Origin of the sequence: Sphingobium sp., from assembly GCA_023266575.1 — a bacterium.
Lineage (GTDB): Bacteria > Pseudomonadota > Alphaproteobacteria > Sphingomonadales > Sphingomonadaceae > Sphingobium.
The window spans coordinates 107,773-127,810 of the sequence record JAHFPV010000004.1; the positions used below are offsets into that span (position 1 = coordinate 107,773).

Here is a 20,038-nt window from a genome sequence, read left to right on the forward strand (position 1 = left end):
CCACGCCGACGCGCGATAATCGCGGGAACGAAGGAGAGGATGGAAATGCCCGACGATGCGGCGGCGTGGCGGTTTTCGCACGACCGGCAGCAGATCAGCGACTGTCTGGCGCGGCTGGCGCGGGGTGAGGACCGGCGCGACGCAGCCTTGATCAGTGCCAGCTTCTGGCCGGATGCGACGACGGACTATGGCATATTCGCGGGCGATTTTGCCGCCTATCTCGCCTGGGTGGTGCCGGGGTCGGATGCCATCGCAGTGACTCAGCATATATTGGGACAAAGCCATGTCGTTTTGGAGGGCGACAGCGCGCGGGTCGAAACCCAGGTCAGCGCCTATCACCGCATCGATGCGGGCGAAGGCGCTCGTGATGTGTGGCTGGGCGGTCGCTATCTGGATGAGATGGAACGGCGCGCGGACGAGTGGCGGATCATTCGCCGCATCATGGTCTATGACTGGTTCCGCGATGATGGCCCCGCGGTCGACTGGTCGCAGGGGCTGATGGGCATGGCGTTCAGCGGTCCGGACTTTACCGGCCGCGCCCAGGGCGATGTCAGTGAAACCTTCTTCGCGGGCCGTGATCGAGATAATGAGGAGTAGCACGGGATGGGACAGCTGACAGGCAAGGTGGCCGTCGTCACCGGCGCAAGCCGGGGGATCGGCAAGGGCATTGCGCTCGCGTTGGCGGAGCAGGGCGCGACCGTCTATGTGACGGGCCGCACTGTGAAAGACGGCGATCACGCTCTGCCCGGCACGGTCGGCGAGACGGCGACGCAATGCGATGCGCGCGGAGGCCAGGGCATCGCTGTCGCAGTCGATCATGGCGATGACGCCCAAGTCGCCGCACTGTTCGATCGCGTGGCGCAGGAGCAGGGTCGGCTCGATATTCTGGTCAACAACGCCTTCGCACTGCCGGAGGATCTGACCACCCCCCTGCCCTTCTGGGAAAAGCCGCTGTCCAATTGGGAGATGGTGGATGTGGGGGTGCGGTCCAACTTCACCGCCGCCTGGCACGCGGCAAAGATCATGACGCCGCAGCGATCAGGCTTGATTGTCGCGGTTTCGGGCTATGTCGGGGTCACCTATACTTATGGTACGGTGTTCGGCACCTGCAAATCGGCCGTGGACCGGATGGCGCGGGACATGGCGATCGAACTGGAACCGCATAATGTCGCCTCGCTCTCGCTGTGGCAGGGGCTGACCTTCACCGAGCGGGCCAACCGCAATCTGGCGGCCAACCCTGCCATGAAGAGCCGTACCGTCACCAATCCGCTGGTCGGCTGCTCGCCCGAATTTCCAGGCCTCGTCATCGCTGCGCTGGCGGTCGATCCAGCGATCATGGAGCGGTCGGGCGGCACCTTCATCACCGCCGAGGTCGCGCAGGACTATGGTATTGCCGATATCGACGGGAAGATCATCCCGTCGCTGCGGGCCGAACGCGGATCGCCGATCTGGCGCCCCATCAAGGAGTCCGGCCATGGACACTGATCGTATCGCCCGCCTCGACGCGCTGCTCGACCGGCAAGACATCGCCGACTGCATCGCCCGCTTTGCCCGCGGCATGGACCGGTTCGACCGAGCGCTGTTCCTGTCGGCCTTCCACCCCGACGCCACCATCGCTGCCGGGCCATTTGTCGGGGAACCCGCGCCACTCTATGACTGGGCGACGGGCCTGCATGAGACCGGGCAGGAGGCCACTCATCATATTCTCCTAAACCAGACGATCGACATTGACGGCGACACCGCGCATGTCGAAACCTATTATCTGTTCGTTGGCCGCAATCGCGACGCCAGCAACTGGATCGCGGGCGGGCGCTATCTCGACCGGATGGAGCGACGCAACGGCGCGTGGAAGATCGCGCTGCGCAGTAATGTCATCGAATGGTCAGGGCTGGTCCCCACCCTCCCCCTGCCCTTTGCCGACTGGCCGGGGATCGACGCGAATGGCGTGTCGGCCCGCGACAGAAGCGATCCGTCCTATCAACGCCCCTTGGTCAATTATCGCCCTGCCCATATACCCGCAATGGAGCATGATTAGGCCCGAAACACAGCGTGTTATCACGTCGCATCCGACGTGGTTTCAGAACCGCTCCAGCGTGTTTTCAGGTCCGATCGGACGTGGGATCGGTTTTGCCTACCCCTGCCCGACTCATGGAAATGGGCGGAGAAAAGCAGCGCGGACCAAGCCCTAACCCTGCTAATCCCAGAATAAATCTCTAAGCCGACAGCGCGGCGTGACAGATCAAAACGGCTCAAGGTTGGCCATCCATCTCAATCAGAGCATCAGAGTTGAGGTTGATAGGCTATCAAGACGCTCCAAACCCATCCGCTGCGACCCGACACCAAGGTTATGGTTTGGCGATATCGCAATGCAACAAGTCGGTATTATCGACGACTCTCACCGCTGGTTTGACTTTCGAGGCAAAATAGGCGCATTAAACGCCAACCAATTTACTGCCCATGATTCGGCGATGCGAGGCACCATGTCGTTTACAGTCAACACACTGCGTAACGTCACCACAGCCTGCCAGCAAATGCGCGATCATATCAAGACGATCGTGTTCCGGCCGGACAATCACAAGACGCTCGATATCACTTTCGGCCCGACAGTCGCCGCCGAACTGATCGGCCGGACCCCCGAAGCGCTGGCCAAGGCGGAAGCCAAAGGCCGCCTGCCCCAGCCCAAGCAACTGCCTAACGGCCGCCGCTACTACACGCTGGAGGATCTGACACAGATTCGCACCGCGCTTGGCATACAGGTGGGCAAGCAGCCAGACGAAGATGCGGTCGTGCTGGCAGTGCAGAATTTCAAGGGCGGGGTCGGCAAAAGCACGATCACCAAGCATCTGGCCGACTATCTCGCCCTGCACGGGTACAGCGTGCTGGTGATCGACTGCGACCCGCAGGCCTCCACCACAACGATGTTCGACATCCAGCCCGAAACGCTGATCGATGACGAACAGACGCTGGGTGCGTTCCTCTCGCCCCGCAGCACCTTCAGCGATTTTTCGCAAACGATCCGCGACACGCCATGGCCGACGATCAAGATCGTGCCGTCCAGCCTGGGGCTGCAGGACGCCGAATGGGATCTGACCGCGACCCTTCGCGAAGGCGGACAGGCCGTGCGCGAAGGCTTGCAGGCGCTGCGTATCGGCATTGCCAGCGTGACCAAGGATTTCGACATCATCCTGCTCGACCCGCCGCCAGCCATGGGCTTTCTGGGTCTCAACGTCATGGCCGCGGCAACCGGCCTGCTGATCCCGGTGCCTGCGCGTCAGCTCGACTATCTCTCGACCATCCATTTCATGGACACGATCGCGGACAATATCGAGATTCTCGAAGAAAATGGCACGCCGGTGGACTATGGCTTCATCCGAGTGGTCTGCTCCGCCTTCTCGCCCAGCAAGCCGGGTGAGAATGATATGTGGCGGATCATGCAGGCTACCTATGCCGGGCTGCTGCTGGGGCAACCGATCCTGGCGTCGGAGGAAATCAAGAACGCTACCCAGGCGTTCCGCTCCATCTATGAATCCAAACCGTCCGCCTCGCACCAGACCTATACGCGCTGCCGCGACAATCTAGACGCGGTCTTTGCCGAGGTCGAGCAGCAGATCCGCCAGCAATGGCCATCGACCAGCCTGACCGCTGACGCCAGCGTGGGTGTTGCCGCATGAGCCGCCGGTCCCTGATCAGCGAAGCACTGGCCGCCTCGCTCAACGATCCTGCCCCCGCGCCCGTCCCGGCGAGCGATGCCAATCCTGCGGCTCCGCGCCCCAATTTCACCAACAAACGGCTGGAAGCCTTTGGTGAGGCGGCGCGGATCGTCAAACGCCCGACGATCCGATTGAAGCCGTCGGAATGTTCGATCTGGTCGGGCAATGCGCGCGACTATTCGCTGCTCGATGAAAATCGTCTGCGCAGCCTGATCGATTCTATCCTGGCCGAGGGCGGCAATCGCATCCCCGCCGTGGTGCGCCGCACGCCGCAGGGCGAACTGCCCTATGAACTGGTCACCGGCACGCGGCGGCACTGGGCGATCGCCTGGCTCAACGCTAATCATTACCCCGACATCGAACTGATCGCGATCATCGAGGATCTGGACGATGAAGCAGCCTTCCGCCTGGCCGATATCGAAAATCGCGAGCGGGAGGATATTTCCGATCTCGAACGCGGGGCGAACTACAAGGCGGCGGTCGATCGCTTCTATGGCGGCGTTCAGTTGCGCATGGCCGAGCGGCTCAAAATCTCCAAGTCGCAGCTGTCGCGCTATATTGCGCTCACCGAAATCCCGCCCCTGCTGGTCAGCGCCTTTCACTCGCCGATGGACCTTCAGGCCAAATATGCCGAGAAACTCCTGCCCCTGCTGCGTGATCCTACCGCACGCGCCAAGCTGGAGGCCGCGGCTGATCAGATCGCGTCGGAACAGAGCTTTCGCCGGTCTGGTGATGAACCGCCCATAGCCGGTTCGGAAGTGCTGGCGCGCCTGCTCAAGGCTGTAACTACCAAGGGCCGGGTGCAGAAGGCGACGATCGCAGCTGCGGACGGCGCGACGGTTGGGCAGGTCGACAAGGACCAGCAGAAACTTTTGACGCTGACGCTGATGCCATCCGACCTGTCGACCGACGATATATTGGCGGCGCTCCGCCCGGTGATCGAGCAGGCGAAGATCATGCGGGCACGGCGGCGCTAGGGCCAAGGGATGAAAAGCTAAAAAATCTTCTTTTATTGTTATATTTCAGAATGTTATCGCAATTTTCCCCCTGGAGGGAATACGGGACGGGACCGATAGGGTGGAGATTGAGGGCGAACTCAAGACGGCGCTGAAAGAGCGCAAGGTCCAGTTCGAAATGTTCTTCACCCTGCCTGATTTCAGCGACATTTCGTTGCGTGATTATCAGGAAACGATGCAGCGCCCCTTCTTCAGCCTGTCGAAGCGCAAGCGCATCAAGCCCATCGATTATACCAGTCCCGACAAGTCGGTGAGCGTCCATGTCTCACCCAATCCCGCCTATGGCATGGCGACGATCTGGGACGCGGACATCATGATCTACCTTGCCTCCCATCTCAACGAATTGCGCGAACGCGGGGCCAATGATCTGTCGCCTGTGATCCGGCTCCAACCTGGCGATCTGCTCAAACGCATCTGCTGGGGGACGAGCGGCCGCGCCTATGAGCGGCTGGTCAATGCGCTGGACCGGCTTCAAGCGACGACGATCAAGACCAACATCCGCGCCAGTGCCAAGAGTCGCGAGACAACTTTCTCCTGGATCGACAGCTATACGCATCTGGTCGACGAACGCACTCAACGGTCGTTGGGCATGGAAATCACTTTGTCCAAATGGTTCTTTGACGGGGTGATGGACAAGCGCAACGTGCTATCGATTTCACCGCTCTATTTCGAGATTACCAGTGGTTTGGGCAAATGGCTCTATCGCGCCTCGCGCAAACATGCCGGAGGCAATGGCGCGGAAGGCTTTACCATCGGTTTCGAGACGCTGCACCAGAAGAGCGGCAGCGAGAGCCTCTATCCCGTTTTCAAACGCAAACTGCTGGATCTTGCGCGCGTCAATGACCTGCCTGATATCAGTCTGGAAGTGATTGACGGCGATGGCCCACGCCCCAAGATGAAAATGGTGATGCGGCGGCATCTGAGTGAGCGGGCGAGAACAAGGCGACAGGCCGCCCTCCCCTCCCCGGCCCAGCACGATCAGGATATGGTCGATCCGCGTCTGGCGCTGGGTATGATTTCCAGTCTGTCCAAAGGAATGCGGGTCAGCACGGATGACGCGCCGCGACGTGTGATCGGAACGCCACCTGCGCGCCGATCCGATGCTGCTGCCCGTACGATCTCCAGCAGAATGATCGACGCTGAAATTTATTCCGCCATTCGCGCCGACTTCCCTGGTTGGGACTATAACGAGCTGCTGCGCCGCTTCGACGCATTTCTTGGGGCTAATCCCTCAGAATTGCCGCGCAACTATTCCAAGCGCTTCTATGGCTTCGTCAAGGAACATCACCGGCGCAATAAATATCGCCTGTGATCATAGGTCGGCGCTGATGCAGAACGCGTGACATGAACGTGTTTTTAGAATCGCGCTTTGGAAAAGGTTTTAGCAGTTGCGCCGGTGTCATTTCGGTCTGATGGCTCTTGCCTACAGGCACCCAGCCCGCTCAAACGCCGCAGATGCTTGCCTTTCGCACAACGCGATACTCGTCGTCAGAATTGGTGTTCCGAAAATGAACACGCCGCATCAGTGATTTTGAAAACACGTCGAGTCGACACTTGCACAATGCTGTTAGTTAAATTGTGCCAGCGGACTTTGCCCACAAGGCAGCAGAATTCCTTCGCCCATGGACGCATTATGTCCGGCACACTGAATTCAACGTGTTTTCAGATTCGTGCGCTCTAATCGAACGACATCGCTTGTGCGTAGTTTCAAAAACGCGAACAAAAGACGAAAATGGCAGAAATGGCCCTGTGAGCCTCTTGGAGCGCATCTGGCCGCTCGGCATATCTCAGGTCACCGTCCGCCCGAAATGGCGCTCAGAGAGGCTCTGGCGCGGCGTCATTTTACGGCTCATCAGACCAAAAATCGTCCATCAGCCAATCTGGCCGCCCATGCGGACGCTGTGGGACGAATGGCGTCATGCTGACGGGCAAGGCATAACTGCGGTAGCTAGCCTGCCCGGACTGCTCGATCAGCAACCCTTCGTCCACTGCGATGGTCAATAATTTGATCGCGCCCGCTGATGTCAGACCTAATGCCTTGGCCACAGAGCCGCTCGATATGCGTGGATGGGCCATGGCTAGACGCAGCACATCCTTCAACCGACCCGGCCGCCGCCGCCGCTCGACATGCTGCGCCGCCCGCCAGGCATAGGCGCGCAACCGCGTTTCCAGATCGAGATGGGTGCGTGCGCCTATGCTGATCGCGTCGAGCCAGAGCCAATCCAGTCGGTCGCCCGTCGCCCGCTTCCATGCAGTTCCAGCGCTGTTCAGCCCCAGCGCGATCAATCCTCCAGCAGAGCCGGTCCATCGCCCCGGACCCCAACGATCGCCGATCAGCAGGCTGGCGACAAGATCGCCCTGCCCGATTGGCGCATGACGTCGCCAGAGCTGGAACAGTTGCGCGCCATGGAGCAGGGGCGGGGAGGGGGGGAGTGCCGCGACATCGCGCTGCCATGCAGCAACAGCTAGTAGAATGTCCGCCATATCGCGCCCTGACTGCAAGGCAGAAGCCGGATCAGTCCCGATCGGCGGGACCACGCCAAGCCAGCGCAGCACCGCCAAGCCGTCATTAAGTAGTGCATCGAGTGTAATCGGTGCGCCGACGGCCTGCCGCCAATGACTGAGATCAAAGGCAGAAGTCGAGACAGCACCACGGCCGTCGATCGTAAAATCCTGATCATTGACAGGGCTATTGTCGATCCGCGCCAGAGCTTGCCGTTCCGCAATAAGCGTGCGAATCCTCCAGGGATAGCGAACCGGGCTGAGCCTGCGCCGCTCCTCCAGCCGTTCCAGCGCCCCTTGCGCTTCGGCATAGGCAAGGATTAGCCTGTTTCGGCGGTCGAAGCGCGGATCAGCGGGTTGCATAGCGGCAATTTCACCAAATATATTGGATAGAATAAATTATATAAAACAATGACCTTATGAGTTAGATTAAACAATATACTCTATATAGCAAGTCCACTCCTATGCCACCTCTCGTGGGCCGACCGCCCATCGCTGGGTCGATCCTTCATCGCCCGCGTTGACGCATAGCCACGCGGTGGCCAAACCACCGTCCATGTTGCCACCCGCCCGAAAGCTGACATCATGACCATCGCCCTTGCCGATCCATCGCTGCTCCGCGACCAGTGCCTGATCGACGGCGCCTGGACCGGGGTGCCGACCATTCCCGTGACCGACCCGGCGACCGGCGCGACCATCGCCTCGATCCCCGATCTGGGCGTGAGCGATACCCACGCTGCCATCGCCGCTGCCGATGCGGCGCTTCCGGCATGGCGGGCGAAAACAGCGGCGGAGCGCGCACGTATCCTGCGCCGCTGGTTCGACCTGCTGATCGCGCATCAGGATGACCTGGCCATGATCCTGACCCGCGAACAGGGCAAGGCGCTGGCCGAGGCCAAAGGCGAGATCGCCTATGCCGCCAGCTTCGTCGAATGGTTCGCGGAAGAAACCAAGCGCGTCTATGGCGAGATCATCCCGTCCCACCGCGCCGACAGCCGCATCGTCGTCATCAAACAGCCGGTCGGCGTCGTCGCCGCGATCACCCCCTGGAACTTCCCCGCCGCGATGATCACGCGCAAGGCCGCCCCGGCGCTGGCGGCGGGCTGCACCATGGTGCTGAAACCTGCGACCCAAACCCCGCTGACCGCGCTTGCGCTGGCCGTGCTGGCGGAGCGGGCAGGGGTGCCGGCGGGGGTGTTCAATGTCGTTACGGGATCGTCACGCATTATCGGCGGCGAACTCACCGCCAATCCGCTGGTGCGCAAACTGAGCTTCACGGGATCGACCGAGGTCGGCCGCACATTGATGGCGCAGTGCGCGCCGACCATGAAGAAATTGTCGATGGAACTGGGCGGCAATGCGCCCTTCATCGTCTTTGCCGACGCCGATCTCGATGCCGCAGTCGAAGGGGCAATAGCGTCCAAATATCGCAACAGCGGCCAGACCTGTGTGTGCGTCAACCGCATCTTCGTCCAGCGCGAAATAGCCCCGGCTTTCGAACAGAAACTGACCGAAGCCGTCGCAAAGCTTAAAGTGGGACCTGGCACCGATGCGGGTGTCACCCAGGGACCGCTGATCGATGACAAGGCCGTCGAGAAGGTCGAGGAGCATGTCGCCGACGCCCTGAACAAAGGCGCGCGGCTGGTCAGCGGCGGGCGTCGCCATGCGCTGGGCCACAGCTTCTACGAACCGACCATCATTGCAGGCTGCACCCCCGCGATGGCGCTGGCCAGCGAAGAAACATTCGGCCCGCTCGCCGCGCTCTTCACCTTCGATACGGAGGAAGAGGTGATCGCGATGGCCAATGATACTGAGGTTGGGCTGGCCGGCTATTTCTACACGCGCGATCTGGCGCGCGCCTGGCGGGTAGGGGAGGCACTGGAGGTTGGCATGGTCGGCATCAACACCGGGCTGATCTCGACCGAGGTCGCGCCGTTTGGCGGCATCAAGCAATCGGGCATGGGCCGCGAAGGATCGCGCCATGGTATCGAGGATTATGTCGAGATCAAATATATGTGCATGGCGGGCATCTAGGCGGGATCAGAGAAGGGTAGGGCGATGGCAGGCATAGTAGCGGTTACGGGCGCGGCGGGTGCATTGGGACGCAAGGCGGTCGAGATATTGAGCGCTGCGGGGTGGAGCGTGGTCGGTATCGACCTCGGCGATGTAGCGCCCGATGGCGTTGCATTGGCGCTCGGCGGCGTGGACCTGACCGATGAGGCGGCTATGACCACAGCGGCCGCGCGGATCGAAGGCGAGCTTGGACGGCTCGACGGGCTGGTCAATATCGCGGGCGGTTTCGCTTGGGAAACCGTGGCGGATGGCAGCGTCGCGACATGGGACAGGCTCTATGCCATGAACGTCCGCACCGCCCTGATCGCCAGCCGCGCGCTGTTGCCGCTATTGCGCGCCAATCAGGGGGCGATCGTCAACATCGGCGCGGCGGCATCGGTCAAGGCTGGGGCGGGGATGGGTGCCTATGCCGCATCCAAGTCCGGCGTCGCGCGCCTGACCGAGGCCCTGGCCGAGGAACTGAAGGACGAAGGCGTGCGCGTGAACGCCATCTTGCCGAGCATCCTCGACACGCCCGCCAACCGCGCCGACATGCCGGACGCGGATTATGCGAAATGGGTGTCGCCCGCGCAGCTTGCGGGCGTGGTGGCTTTTCTGCTGTCGGCAGACGCCACGCCGATCACAGGCGCGCTGATCCCGGTAACGGGGCGGGTGTAATGCTTACCCCGCCTGCCGGTCTGCAAAGGCGAACACCGCGTCGTTGAATGCATCATTGGCGTCGCCCGCCACCATATGGTGGGCGCCGTCGATATGGACATAGTCGGCGTGCGGCACCATTTCCATGAAGGCCCGCGCGCCTTCTTCGGTGACGATACGGCTGCGCCCGCCCCGGATCAGCAGTGTGGGGATGGTCAGGCCACGCGCCGCGCTTTCCATCACGGTTGGTCCCTCGGCATGTTGCTTCACGTCCGCGCCCATCGACATGAAGGCCGGGTCCCAATGCCAGTACCAGCGATCACCCCGCTGGCGCAGATTCTTGGCCAGCCCCTTGCTGCTGCGCGGCTTGTCGCGATGGGGGAGATAGGCGGACACGGCGTCCGCTGCCTCCTCAATCGAGGCGAAGCCGTCCGCACCCGCGCTCATGAAAGCTATCACCTCGTTCGCGCCTTCCATGTCGACATGGGCGGTAATGTCCACCAGCACCAGCGCGCGCAGTGCAGTCGGGTCCGCCGCCGCCACCATCATCCCGACGATGCCGCCCAGCGACGCGCCCACCACCACCGGCGGTCGCTCCAACTGCGTCAGCACGGCGCGCAGATCGTCGGCAAACAGGTCGAGATCATAGCGCCCGTCCGGCGACCAATCGCTGTCGCCATGGCCGCGCAAATCCAGGCTGATCGCGCGAAAACCATGCCGCGCGGCCTCCACCAGCGCCTTGCCCCAACTTTGCCGCGTCTGCCCGCTGCCATGCAGAAACAATAAAGGTTGCCCGTCCACAGGGCCGGTCGCATCGGCAGCCAGGTCCAGGCCTGCGCCGCGCAGGGTCAGTCGTTCGATCGCGCTCATGGCACTGGCTTTACGCCTTTATCGCCGCGCGGAAATCCTCATTCTTCAGGAACAGCGACGTATTGTCCGCCCCCAAATGGGTCCATTTCAGGTTCAGCCCGCCATCGACAAGGATGGTCTGCCCGGTGATATAGCTCGACAGGTCGGACAGCAGGAAAGCGATGGCCCCGGCCTGCTCCTCCGGCTGGGCGCGGCGGCCCATGGCGATGGCGGCCTGATCGCGGGCGACATCCTCGTCAATATAGGCACCCGATCCCGGCGTGATCGTGGTGCCGGGGGCCACCGTGTTGACGCGAATATTGTCGAGCGCCAACTCGGTCGCCAGCGTGCGCGTCGCTGCAACGATCGCCGCCTTCGCCGTGCCATAGGCGATATGATAGGGGGCCGTGTTCAGCCCGCTGATCGAGGACACGCCAACGATCGCGCCCGGATTGCCCCGCGCGCGCAGCTCCCGCGCCACCGCCTGGCTCATGAAGAACATCGTTTCCAGATTTTGCTCGAACAGCGCGCGCCAGTCCGCCCGCGTCACCCGTTCCGCCCGCATCCAGGTCTGCGGCGCGGCCCCGCCTGCGACATTGGCCAAGCCATAGAGGGTGCCGGGCGCGGCCAGCGCCGCCTCCATCACCTTCGACACACCCTCGTCCGTGCCAACGTCGGCAATCACCGGCACAATCGCCAACCCTTCCGCAATCAGCGGCGCGATATGCGCGTCGAACTTGGCCTGCGTCCGTCCGGCGGCGATCACGGTGGCACCCGCCTGCGCCAGCATCCTGGTCGTCGCGGTGCCGATGCCGCCGCCGGCGGCGCCGGTGACGATGATCGTGCGCCCCTCAAAACTCATTAGCGGTTGCGCCATGCTCTGTCCTCTCATTCTCTTGTCGGTCGCGGTTCTAGCGCGAGGCGAGGCGGGCAAAACAGGGGCGGCGCGAAAAGATCGCCACAGCGCTAACCGGGCGCTCTGCGTTGCAAATGAACAGTAGTGTTGATTAACTCCCGGCAACGATCGAATCCATGGAGCGGATATGAGTTGCAAGCCCACGCGGACGCCAGCGCCCGATACATTCGATATCCCTGCGCTGCGCGAAAAATATCGCGAGGAGCGCGACAAGCGGCTGCGCGGCGACGGGCAGGGGCAATATCAGCCCACGACCGACGACACGACCCACAGCTATGACGAGGATCCCCATCAGCCCGTCGTTCCGCGCGATCGGATCGTCGAGGAACTGGACGTGCTGGTGCTGGGCGCGGGCTTTGCCGGCGTGCTGGCGAGCTATCATCTGACCAAACAGGGCGTCACCAATTTCCGCAATATCGACCATGCCGGCGACTTTGGCGGGGTCTGGTACTGGAACCGCTATCCCGGCATCCAGTGCGATAATGACGCCTATTGCTATCTGCCGCTGCTCGAAGAAACCGGCTTCATGCCGTCCAAGAAATTCGCCGATGGCGCGGAAATTCAGGGTTATATCAAGCAGATCGCGCAGACATTCGGCTTTCACGACCGCGCCCTGTTCCACACCCTCATCACCGCGCTGAAATGGGATGAGGGCATTCAGCGCTGGCGCGTCGCCACCAGCCGGGGCGACGAATTCCGCGCCCGCTTCGTCATCATGGGCTGCGGCGTCCTCAACATGCCCAAGCTGCCGGGGATCGAAGGGATCAACCAGTATAAGGGCAAGATTTTCCACACCGCCCGCTGGGACTATGGCTATACTGGCGGCAGTTACGAAAATCCTGTGCTGGACAGGCTGGGCGACAAGCGCGTCGCCATCCTTGGCACGGGTGCCACCGCGATCCAGGCGGTGCCGCATCTCGCCCGCTACGCCGAGCAACTCTACGTCATCCAGCGCACGCCTTCGACCGTGGACGAACGGCCCAATCCGCCGACCGATCCCGACTGGGCGGAATCGCTGCAACCGGGCTGGCAGGCGGAGCGGCAGGCCAATTTCCACCGCGCCGCGATGGAATTTTTCATGCCCGGCGAACAGGATCTGATCTGCGACATCTGGACCGAAATCGCGCGCAACCTCCACGCCGAGCTGGAAGCCGAAGGCTGGCCGCAACTCTCGCCTGAAGAATTTATGGCCCGGCGCGAAGTGGTGGATTATCGCGTCATGGAACGGCTGCGCGCGCGCGTCGATGAGATGGTGAAGGACGAGGCGACCGCCGCCTCGCTCAAGCCTTGGTATCGTTTCCTGTGCAAGCGCCCGCTGTCCAGCAACGATTTTTACGCGGCCTTCAACCAGCCCAATGTGAAGCTGATCGACGTCGCGGATTCGCGCGGGCTGGAACGGATGACGGAAAAGGGCTTCGTGTCGAACGGCGTCGAATATGAAGTCGATGCGATGATCTTCGCCAGCGGTTTTGAAGTCACCAGCGACCTCAAGCGGCGCTGGGGCATCGACGTGGTGGAGGGGCGGGGCGGCCTGTCCATCTACGATCATTGGGCTGATGGTCCGCTGACCCTGCACGGCACCATGACCCATGGTTTCCCCAACCAGTTCTTCATCGGCTATATTCAGGGCGGCCTCAATGCCAGCGTCACCGAACAGTTCGGGCGGCAGGCGCAGCATATCGCCCACATCATCCATGCGACGATGGAAAAGGGCGCAAGCTCGGTCGAAACCAGCAGGGAAGCGCAGGACGCCTATGTCCAGCATTTTCACGAGGTGGAATATGACACCTCCGCTTTCCAGATCGAATGCACCCCCAGCTACTTCACCAATGAAGGACAGGTAAAAGCCCCCTGGGCGCTGTTCCGCAGCTACGGGCCGGGCTGGGCTGCGTTCCAGACCTTGCTGGAGGAGTGGCGCGCAAAGGGCGATCTGGCGGGCATGGAGTTGCGGTCATGATCGCCGGGGGGATGATGTCACCGCGCGTCCCGCTTTCACTTGGGTCAAGCCTGTCTGTCGCGATATTCGGACGCGCGGGATCAGGATGCGAGAGGATGGCATGAATAGCCCGACCAACATCGATGTGGACGATCTGACCAAGCCACTGACCTATCCGACCGAGGGGTTCCTGTCGAAGGACTATGCGGCGGCGGAGAAGGAATATCTGTGGCCAAAGGTCTGGCAGATGGCGTGCCGGGTCGAAGAATTACCGAACGTCGGCGACTGGCTTACCTATAATATCTGCGACGATTCGATCATCATCGTGCGCACCGCGCCAGACCGGCTGAAGGCCTATTTCAACGTCTGCCCGCATCGCGGCCGTCAGCTGGTCAATACGCCTGACACCGTCCATTCGGTGCGCGGCAACGGACGCAGGAATTTCATCTGCGGCTTCCACGGCTGGACCTTCGATATCGAAGGCGACAACACCTATATTCTCGATCCGCAGGACTGGCAGGGCGCATTGACGCCCGACTGCACCCATTTGTCGGAGGTCAAGGTCGACACATGGGGCGGCTGGGTCTGGGTCCATATGGATATGGATGCAGAGCCGCTGGACGCATTTCTGGGCGATGCCGGGCGCATATTGTCGCATTTCGAACTGGACAAGATGCGCTACAAATGGCGCAAATGGGTCGTCTATCCGGCCAACTGGAAGACCGCGCTCGAAGCGTTCATGGAACCCTATCATGTCGCTGGCACCCATAGCCAGCTGCTCGCTTATGGTGACTATTACGCCTATAGCGCCGCCTATGGCCTGCACGGCGTCAGCGGCTTCGACCAGCGCGACCCGGCCTTCAGCATGAGCCAGAGCAGCAGCGTGACTCGCGCGGGCAAGGGCGACGATCCGCGCCGCTCGACTTACGAACTGATCCGCGAAAATTACGAAACGCTCAACTATGCGGCCTCTACCGAGACGCTGGTCAATGCCGCCAGCCGCCTGGTCGACGAACTGCCCGAAGGCACGCCGCCTGCCGATGTCATCGCCCACTGGATGAAGTCGGCCAAGGCTGACGATGCGGCGCGCGGCGTCATCTGGCCGGAAATTCCGCCCGAAATCATGTCGGAAGCGGGCCTTGCCTGGAACATCTTTCCCAACATGTCGGTGCTGCACGGGATCACCTTCGCGCTTTGCTATCGCACGCGCCCCTATGGCGACGATCCCAATATGTGCATTTTTGAATCCTACGCGATCGAGCGTTTCCCTGAAGGGGAAGAACCGCAGACGCAATGGGACAATGCGCCCGCGACCGCCGAAGGCTGGGGCGCTGTCTTGGCGCAGGATTTTTCCAACATGGAATGGGTGCAGAAGGGGATGAAGTCGCGCGGTTTCCGCGGGCCGCTGCCCAATCCGCATCAGGAACGCAAGATCACCAATTTTCACCGCAACCTAGCCGCGTACATGGGTACGGGCGCACCGAGGCACCTGAAATGAGCTATGACGATCCCAAGCCCGCCGCTGCCGCTGTGACCGCATCGGGCAAGCCGGGCACCCCGGTTTACAAGCGCGTCCTCGACCTGTTCGAAGCCGAAGGCATCAATACGCTGTTCGGTATTCCCGACCCGAATTTCGTCCATATGTTCCTGGAAGCGGAACGGCGCGGCTGGACCGTGGTGGCCCCGCACCATGAAGCTGCCGCCGGCTTCATGGCCGAAGCCGCCTCGCGCATCACCGGCAAGCCCGCCGTTGCCATCGGTACGCTGGGGCCGGGCATCGCCAATATGGCGCCCGCCATCCAGTGCGCGCTGGTCGAACATTCGCCGGTCATCTTCCTGTCGGGCCAGCGCGCCCGCGTCACCGAACAGCGCGTCCGCCGTGGCCGCATCCAGTTCGTGAAGCAAATGCCGCTGTTTGAAAATTCGGTGAAATATGCCGCATCGATCGAATATGCTGACCAGACCGACGAGGTGATCCGCGAAGGCATCCGCAAGGCGATGGGCGGCACGCCCGGCCCGGTCTATATCGAATATCCCAGCCACATCATCCTGGAAGAACTGGACCTGCCCGCGCCGCTGGTGCCGGCACGCTATCGCCTGGTCAATCAGGGGGCGGACATCGACCGGGTGAAGGAAGCTGCTGACCTGATCCGTGCGGCGAAGAACCCGATCCTGCTGGTCGGCCATGGCGTCCACACCTCGCGCTCCGGCGCGGCGGTCAAGGAACTGGCGGACCTCATGAACTGCCCCGTCATCCAGACGTCTGGCGGCACCAGCTACATCAAGGGGCTGGAAGATCGCACCTTCCAATATGTATTCTCCAAGGCGTCGATCGAGGCGGTAACGGAATCCGATCTCGTCTTGGCGCTCGGCACCGAACTGGGCGAGCCGGTCCATTTCGGCAAATGGCGCTACTGGATGAAGAATGAAGCGATCCGTAAGTGGATCTATGTCGAGCAGGATCCGTCGGCGATCGGCGTCAACCGCCCGATCGACGTGCCGCTGGTCGGCGATCTGCGCGGCGTCGTGCCGCAACTGGTCGCAGCATTGAAGGACACGCCGCGCGCACCCGCCCCGATGCTGGAAGCTTTCATGCGGGACGGTCAGGCCGAGCTGGACGAACTGGCGGCGGAATCGCTGACCAAGAGCGACGGCAGCGGCGACGTCGCCATCCACCCGGCGCGGCTGGCGGTGGAAGCGACCCAAGCCTTCCCCAAGGACGGCATCCTGATCCGCGATGGCGGCGCGGGCGTGGTGTTCCAGTGGACCTATTCGCAGTGCAAGCCCAACGACGTCATCTGGAACCAGAATTTCGGGCATATCGGCACCGGCATCCCCTATGCCACCGGCGCGATGCTGGCGGATCGGGCAGCGACCGGGGTCAGCCGTCCCGGCATGTTGCTGACGTCGGACAGCAGCTTCATGTTCCACATCGCCGAACTGGAAGTCGCCGCACGCACCAAGCTGCCTTTGGTCTGCGTCATTGGTGTCGACAATCAATGGGGTCTGGAAGTCGGCGTGTACAAGCGCACCTTTGGCCCTGGCACCGAAGAAACCGGCACCCACTGGAGCAAGGATGTCCGGTTCGACAAGATTGGCGAAGGCTTTGGCTGCCACGGCGAATATGTGACCCGCGCGGAGGACATCAAACCCGCCATCGAACGCGCTTATGCCAGCGGCAAGGTGGGGGTGGTCCATGTCGTGATCGACCCCAAGGCGAATTCGGAAGAAATGCCCAAATATGCCGAATTCCGTACCTGGTACGCCGAAGGCACGCAGTAAAACATCCTCCCCTGCAAGGGGAGGTGGCTGCGCGTAGCGCAGACGGAGGGGTGTCTCGCTATCATTGTCGAGACACCCCTCGACTACTCCAGAGGAGGCCAATCCATGCGCGACCATCTGCAATTCTACATTGACGGCCAGTGGGTCGATCCGGTCGAACCCAAAACCGCCGAGGTCATCAACCCGGCGACCGAGCAGGTTGCAGGCCACATCGCGCTGGGTTCGACAGCGGACGTGGACAAGGCCGTCGCCGCCGCCCGCCGCGCCTTCCCCGCCTGGTCGGAAACGACGCGGGAACAGCGGCTTGACCTGCTCCGCGCGATCCAGGCCGAATATCAGCGCCGCCTGCCTGATCTGGGCGCAGCCATCCGGGAGGAAATGGGCGCGCCATCGGGCCTGGCCAACGGTTTCCATGTCGGGCTTGGCGCAGGCCATCTCCAGACCGCCATCGAACTGCTGGAACATTTCGCGTTTGAGGAACTGCGCGGCGCGACCATGATCCGTCGCGAACCGATCGGCGTCTGCGCCCTCATTACGCCATGGAACTGGCCGATGAACCAGACCTGCGTAAAGGTCTTTCCCGCGCTCGCCACCGGCTGCACCATGATCCTCAAACCGCCACAGCTCGCCCCCTTCTCCGCCCAGATTCTCGCCGAAATCATCGACGCGGCGGGCGTTCCCGCCGGCGTGTTCAACATGATCCAGGGCCAGGGCAGCGTCATCGGCACGGCGCTCTCGACCCATGCAGATGTCGATATGGTGAGCTTCACCGGCTCCGAACCGGTCGGCGTGCAAATCCAGAAGGATGCTGCCACCACGGTCAAGCGCGTCGGCCTGGAACTGGGCGGCAAAAGCGCGTTCATCGTACTCGACGACGCGGCGCTGGCGGACAACGTTACTGGCGCAACCGCGGGCATGATGGGCAATAGCGGCCAGACCTGCAGCGCCGGATCGCGCCTGCTCGTTCCCGCCGGGCGTCTCGACGAAGCCCTCGCAGCGGCGAAGGCTGCGGCCGACGCCGTCACCGTCGGCGATCCGGCAGGCGATGTCGCCATGGGTCCGGTCGTGTCCAAGGCGCAGTACAACATCATTCAGGACTATATCGCCAAGGGTGTGGCCGAAGGCGCGACCCTGATTGCGGGCGGTCCCGGTCGCCCCGACGGCATCGAGCGGGGCTGGTTCGTCCGCCCGACCGTGTTCCTTGGCACCAACGACATGGTCATCGCGCGCGAAGAGATTTTCGGCCCGGTGCTGGTCATCATTCCCTATGATGACATCGACGATGCGGTCGCCATCGCCAATGACAGCCCATTTGGCCTCGCCGGCTATGTCAACGGCCTCGATACCGCGCAGGTCCACGCGGTCGCCCGTCGCCTGCGCACCGGCTGGGTCAGCATGAATGGCGGCTTTGATTTCCACGCGCCCTTTGGCGGCTACAAGCGCAGCGGCAACGGGCGCGAATGGGGCGAATTTGGCTTCCACGAATATCTCGAAGTCAAATCCATGCTGGGTTACGCCTGACATGAACGGCCGGATCGCGCGTAGCGGTATGACGGCAGGGGAGGGGTGGAGCCTCGAACGGCTCACCCCGCCCAGCCGCCTCTATGGCGCGAACGGTCTCGCCACCGGCGCGGATGGCCGCCTCTATGTCGCGCAGGTCGGCGGCAGCCAGGTCAGCGCAATCGACGTCGACAGTGGCACCATCTCGACCATCAGCCCGATGGGCGGCGATATCGTCGCGCCAGACGATCTGGTGTTCGATGAGGCAGGCAATCTCTACCTCACCGAAATCACCGAAGGCCGCGTGTCGATGCTGACGCCTGGTGGGCAGGCGCGTATCATCCATGGCGACATGCCCGTCGCCAACCCGATCACCTGGCATCAGGGCCGGTTGATCGCGGGCGAATGTCGCATGGGTGCGCGGATCATGGAATTGCCGTTCGACGGCGGCGCACCACGCCTCATCCTCGACAATATCCCCATGGCCAACGCCTTTCAGGTCGGCCCGGACGGCAAGCTCTATTTTCCCGTCATGGGCGCGAATGAAATCTGGCGCGTGGACCTCAACGGCGGTGCGCCCGAAGTCGTCGCTGGCGATCTGGGCGTGCCGGATTCGGTCAAGTTCGACAGCAAGGGGCGGATCGTCACCACCCAGGTCGCCAGCGGTCAGGTACTGCGCATCGACCCGGTCAGCGGCACCCGCGAAGTGCTGGCAGACCTAGGTCCCGGTCTCGACAATGTCAGCTTCATCGGCGACCGCATCTTCGTGTCCAGCATCCCCGGCGAGATCACAGAGTTGCTGGGCGACGGCAAGGTCCGCTCCGTCGTCCCGCGCGCACTGCAATGGCCGCTTGGCTTGGCGGTGGACGGGGATGGGACGATCTTCGTCGCCGATGGCACCTTCGGCTACACGCTGCGCCCCGGCGACGCCCCCCAACTGGCGGGCATGATCTTCTATCCCGGCTGCCCCGGCTATATGCGCGGCGTGGCACCGGGGGCGCGCCTGGGCGAATGGATCGTCACCACCGGCACCGGCAGCCTCGCGCGCTATCGACCGGGGGAGGGGGCCAGCGAGTTCATCAGCCACGGCCATGACCGGCTGATGGGCGTCGCAGTCAACGCCGCCGGCGCGATCGTCTTTGCCGAACAGGGCAGCGGGCGGGTGCATGTCGCCGACAATGGCGCGGTGCGCGAAATCGCCAGCGGCCTTGACCAGCCAATGGGCGTCGCGGTGAATGGCGACACCGCCTATGTCGCCGAAGCGGGCAAGGGCCGCATCGTCAGGCTGCAACAGGGCAGCCAGCCTGAAACGGTCGCCGAAGGGCTTGGCCGCCCCGAAGGCATCACGATCAGCAACGGCAGCCTCTATGTCGTCGACACTCAGACGAAATCGCTGATCGCACTTGATCCCGCCAGCGGCGCGCAACGCACCATCGCAACCCATCTGCCGGTCGGTGCCCCTGTCGGCATCACCCCCAAATATCTCGGACCGATCGGCGACATGGCCGGACCGATGATCAATTTCTGCGGCCTCACCGCCGGGCCGGACGGCACCCTCTATCTGTCGGGCGACGCCGAAGGCAGCGTGCTGGCGCTACGCCCCGCCACATAAACCTCT

At 62.6% G+C, this 20,038-nt stretch carries 16 protein-coding genes; 13 read left to right on the plus strand and 3 right to left on the minus strand.

All coding sequences use genetic code 11. The features are described from left to right. Nucleotides 1-39 precede the first annotated feature (39 nt). From Q0D44_RS06525 to Q0D44_RS06550, 6 genes are all read left to right on the plus strand, one after another. Entirely contained in the window at nucleotides 40-597 is a 558-nt protein-coding gene (locus tag Q0D44_RS06525; protein ID WP_294134257.1) for a nuclear transport factor 2 family protein, read from the plus strand. 6 nt (nucleotides 598-603) lie between these two features. Next, nucleotides 604-1,485: an SDR family NAD(P)-dependent oxidoreductase gene (locus Q0D44_RS06530; protein ID WP_294134259.1), complete on the plus strand. Its 882-nt coding sequence runs from the start codon at nucleotides 604-606 to the stop codon at nucleotides 1,483-1,485. Further along, nucleotides 1,475-2,035: a nuclear transport factor 2 family protein gene (locus Q0D44_RS06535; RefSeq protein ID WP_294134262.1), complete on the plus strand. Its 561-nt coding sequence runs from the start codon at nucleotides 1,475-1,477 to the stop codon at nucleotides 2,033-2,035. Before Q0D44_RS06530 ends, Q0D44_RS06535 begins: the two co-directional genes overlap by 11 nt. A 445-nt stretch (nucleotides 2,036-2,480) precedes the next feature. Further along, the gene (locus Q0D44_RS06540; RefSeq protein ID WP_294134264.1) at nucleotides 2,481-3,671 is read left to right on the plus strand and encodes an AAA family ATPase; all 1,191 of its coding nucleotides are present in this window, start codon (nucleotides 2,481-2,483) and stop codon (nucleotides 3,669-3,671) included. Beyond that, nucleotides 3,668-4,687 (plus strand): ParB/RepB/Spo0J family partition protein, encoded by a 1,020-nt coding sequence (locus Q0D44_RS06545; protein ID WP_294134266.1) that lies wholly within the window; start codon nucleotides 3,668-3,670, stop codon nucleotides 4,685-4,687. The genes Q0D44_RS06540 and Q0D44_RS06545 overlap by 4 nt, the downstream gene beginning before the upstream one ends. 100 nt (nucleotides 4,688-4,787) lie before the next feature. Beyond that, entirely contained in the window at nucleotides 4,788-6,038 is a 1,251-nt protein-coding gene (locus Q0D44_RS06550; protein WP_294134269.1) for a replication initiator protein A, read from the plus strand. Nucleotides 6,039-6,568: 530 nt separating this feature from the next. On the opposite strand, the gene Q0D44_RS06555 is transcribed toward Q0D44_RS06550, so the two are convergent. Beyond that, nucleotides 6,569-7,591, minus strand: coding sequence for a hypothetical protein (locus Q0D44_RS06555; protein WP_294134272.1), 1,023 nt, complete (start codon nucleotides 7,589-7,591; stop codon nucleotides 6,569-6,571). Between the two features lie 222 nt (nucleotides 7,592-7,813). On the opposite strand from Q0D44_RS06555, the gene Q0D44_RS06560 reads away from it, so the two are divergent. Together Q0D44_RS06560 and Q0D44_RS06565 are read left to right on the plus strand one after the other, a co-directional pair. Then, nucleotides 7,814-9,262, plus strand: a complete 1,449-nt coding sequence (locus Q0D44_RS06560; protein WP_294134275.1) for an NAD-dependent succinate-semialdehyde dehydrogenase — start codon at nucleotides 7,814-7,816, stop codon at nucleotides 9,260-9,262. 24 nt (nucleotides 9,263-9,286) lie between these two features. Beyond that, on the plus strand, nucleotides 9,287-9,958 hold the full coding sequence (locus Q0D44_RS06565) for an SDR family NAD(P)-dependent oxidoreductase (RefSeq protein ID WP_294134278.1): 672 nt from the start codon (nucleotides 9,287-9,289) through the stop codon (nucleotides 9,956-9,958). 3 nt (nucleotides 9,959-9,961) lie between these two features. Here the strand turns inward: Q0D44_RS06565 and Q0D44_RS06570 are convergent, their stop codons facing one another. Then, nucleotides 9,962-10,807, minus strand: a complete 846-nt coding sequence (locus tag Q0D44_RS06570) for an alpha/beta hydrolase (protein WP_294134286.1) — start codon at nucleotides 10,805-10,807, stop codon at nucleotides 9,962-9,964. A gap of 10 nt (nucleotides 10,808-10,817) precedes the next feature. Further along, a complete protein-coding gene (locus tag Q0D44_RS06575; protein ID WP_294134288.1) occupies nucleotides 10,818-11,663 on the minus strand; it encodes an SDR family oxidoreductase in 846 nt (281 codons plus the stop codon). Between the two features lie 166 nt (nucleotides 11,664-11,829). On the opposite strand from Q0D44_RS06575, the gene Q0D44_RS06580 reads away from it, so the two are divergent. The 5 genes from Q0D44_RS06580 to Q0D44_RS06600 all read left to right on the plus strand — a co-directional run bounded on the left by Q0D44_RS06580 (nucleotide 11,830) and on the right by Q0D44_RS06600 (nucleotide 20,032). After that, on the plus strand, nucleotides 11,830-13,659 hold the full coding sequence (locus tag Q0D44_RS06580) for an NAD(P)/FAD-dependent oxidoreductase (RefSeq protein WP_294134292.1): 1,830 nt from the start codon (nucleotides 11,830-11,832) through the stop codon (nucleotides 13,657-13,659). Nucleotides 13,660-13,759: 100 nt separating this feature from the next. Then, nucleotides 13,760-15,136: an aromatic ring-hydroxylating dioxygenase subunit alpha gene (locus Q0D44_RS06585; RefSeq protein WP_294134295.1), complete on the plus strand. Its 1,377-nt coding sequence runs from the start codon at nucleotides 13,760-13,762 to the stop codon at nucleotides 15,134-15,136. After that, the gene (locus tag Q0D44_RS06590) at nucleotides 15,133-16,920 is read left to right on the plus strand and encodes a thiamine pyrophosphate-binding protein (protein ID WP_294134298.1); all 1,788 of its coding nucleotides are present in this window, start codon (nucleotides 15,133-15,135) and stop codon (nucleotides 16,918-16,920) included. Before Q0D44_RS06585 ends, Q0D44_RS06590 begins: the two co-directional genes overlap by 4 nt. A 105-nt stretch (nucleotides 16,921-17,025) precedes the next feature. Beyond that, nucleotides 17,026-18,441 carry an aldehyde dehydrogenase family protein gene (locus Q0D44_RS06595; RefSeq protein WP_294134301.1) on the plus strand — a complete coding sequence of 472 codons (1,416 nt, stop codon included), beginning with the start codon at nucleotides 17,026-17,028 and terminating at the stop codon, nucleotides 18,439-18,441. Between the two features lies 1 nt (nucleotide 18,442). Next, the gene (locus Q0D44_RS06600) at nucleotides 18,443-20,032 is read left to right on the plus strand and encodes an SMP-30/gluconolactonase/LRE family protein (RefSeq protein ID WP_294134304.1); all 1,590 of its coding nucleotides are present in this window, start codon (nucleotides 18,443-18,445) and stop codon (nucleotides 20,030-20,032) included. Nucleotides 20,033-20,038: the final 6 nt, after the last annotated feature.

Excerpts from the sequence above, each read along its gene's own strand:
- Q0D44_RS06525 (WP_294134257.1), top strand. The coding sequence starts at position 40 with ATGGAAATGCCCGACGATGCGGCGGCGTGGCGGTTTTCGCACGACCGG.
- Q0D44_RS06530 (WP_294134259.1), top strand. The coding sequence starts at position 604 with ATGGGACAGCTGACAGGCAAGGTGGCCGTCGTCACCGGCGCAAGCCGG.
- Q0D44_RS06535 (WP_294134262.1), top strand. The coding sequence starts at position 1,475 with ATGGACACTGATCGTATCGCCCGCCTCGACGCGCTGCTCGACCGGCAA.
- Q0D44_RS06540 (WP_294134264.1), top strand. The coding sequence starts at position 2,481 with ATGTCGTTTACAGTCAACACACTGCGTAACGTCACCACAGCCTGCCAG.
- Q0D44_RS06545 (WP_294134266.1), top strand. The coding sequence starts at position 3,668 with ATGAGCCGCCGGTCCCTGATCAGCGAAGCACTGGCCGCCTCGCTCAAC.
- Q0D44_RS06555 (WP_294134272.1), bottom strand. The coding sequence starts at position 7,591 with ATGCAACCCGCTGATCCGCGCTTCGACCGCCGAAACAGGCTAATCCTT.
- Q0D44_RS06560 (WP_294134275.1), top strand. The coding sequence starts at position 7,814 with ATGACCATCGCCCTTGCCGATCCATCGCTGCTCCGCGACCAGTGCCTG.
- Q0D44_RS06565 (WP_294134278.1), top strand. The coding sequence starts at position 9,287 with ATGGCAGGCATAGTAGCGGTTACGGGCGCGGCGGGTGCATTGGGACGC.
- Q0D44_RS06570 (WP_294134286.1), bottom strand. The coding sequence starts at position 10,807 with ATGAGCGCGATCGAACGACTGACCCTGCGCGGCGCAGGCCTGGACCTG.
- Q0D44_RS06575 (WP_294134288.1), bottom strand. The coding sequence starts at position 11,663 with ATGGCGCAACCGCTAATGAGTTTTGAGGGGCGCACGATCATCGTCACC.
- Q0D44_RS06580 (WP_294134292.1), top strand. The coding sequence starts at position 11,830 with ATGAGTTGCAAGCCCACGCGGACGCCAGCGCCCGATACATTCGATATC.
- Q0D44_RS06585 (WP_294134295.1), top strand. The coding sequence starts at position 13,760 with ATGAATAGCCCGACCAACATCGATGTGGACGATCTGACCAAGCCACTG.
- Q0D44_RS06590 (WP_294134298.1), top strand. The coding sequence starts at position 15,133 with ATGAGCTATGACGATCCCAAGCCCGCCGCTGCCGCTGTGACCGCATCG.
- Q0D44_RS06595 (WP_294134301.1), top strand. The coding sequence starts at position 17,026 with ATGCGCGACCATCTGCAATTCTACATTGACGGCCAGTGGGTCGATCCG.
- Q0D44_RS06600 (WP_294134304.1), top strand. The coding sequence starts at position 18,443 with ATGAACGGCCGGATCGCGCGTAGCGGTATGACGGCAGGGGAGGGGTGG.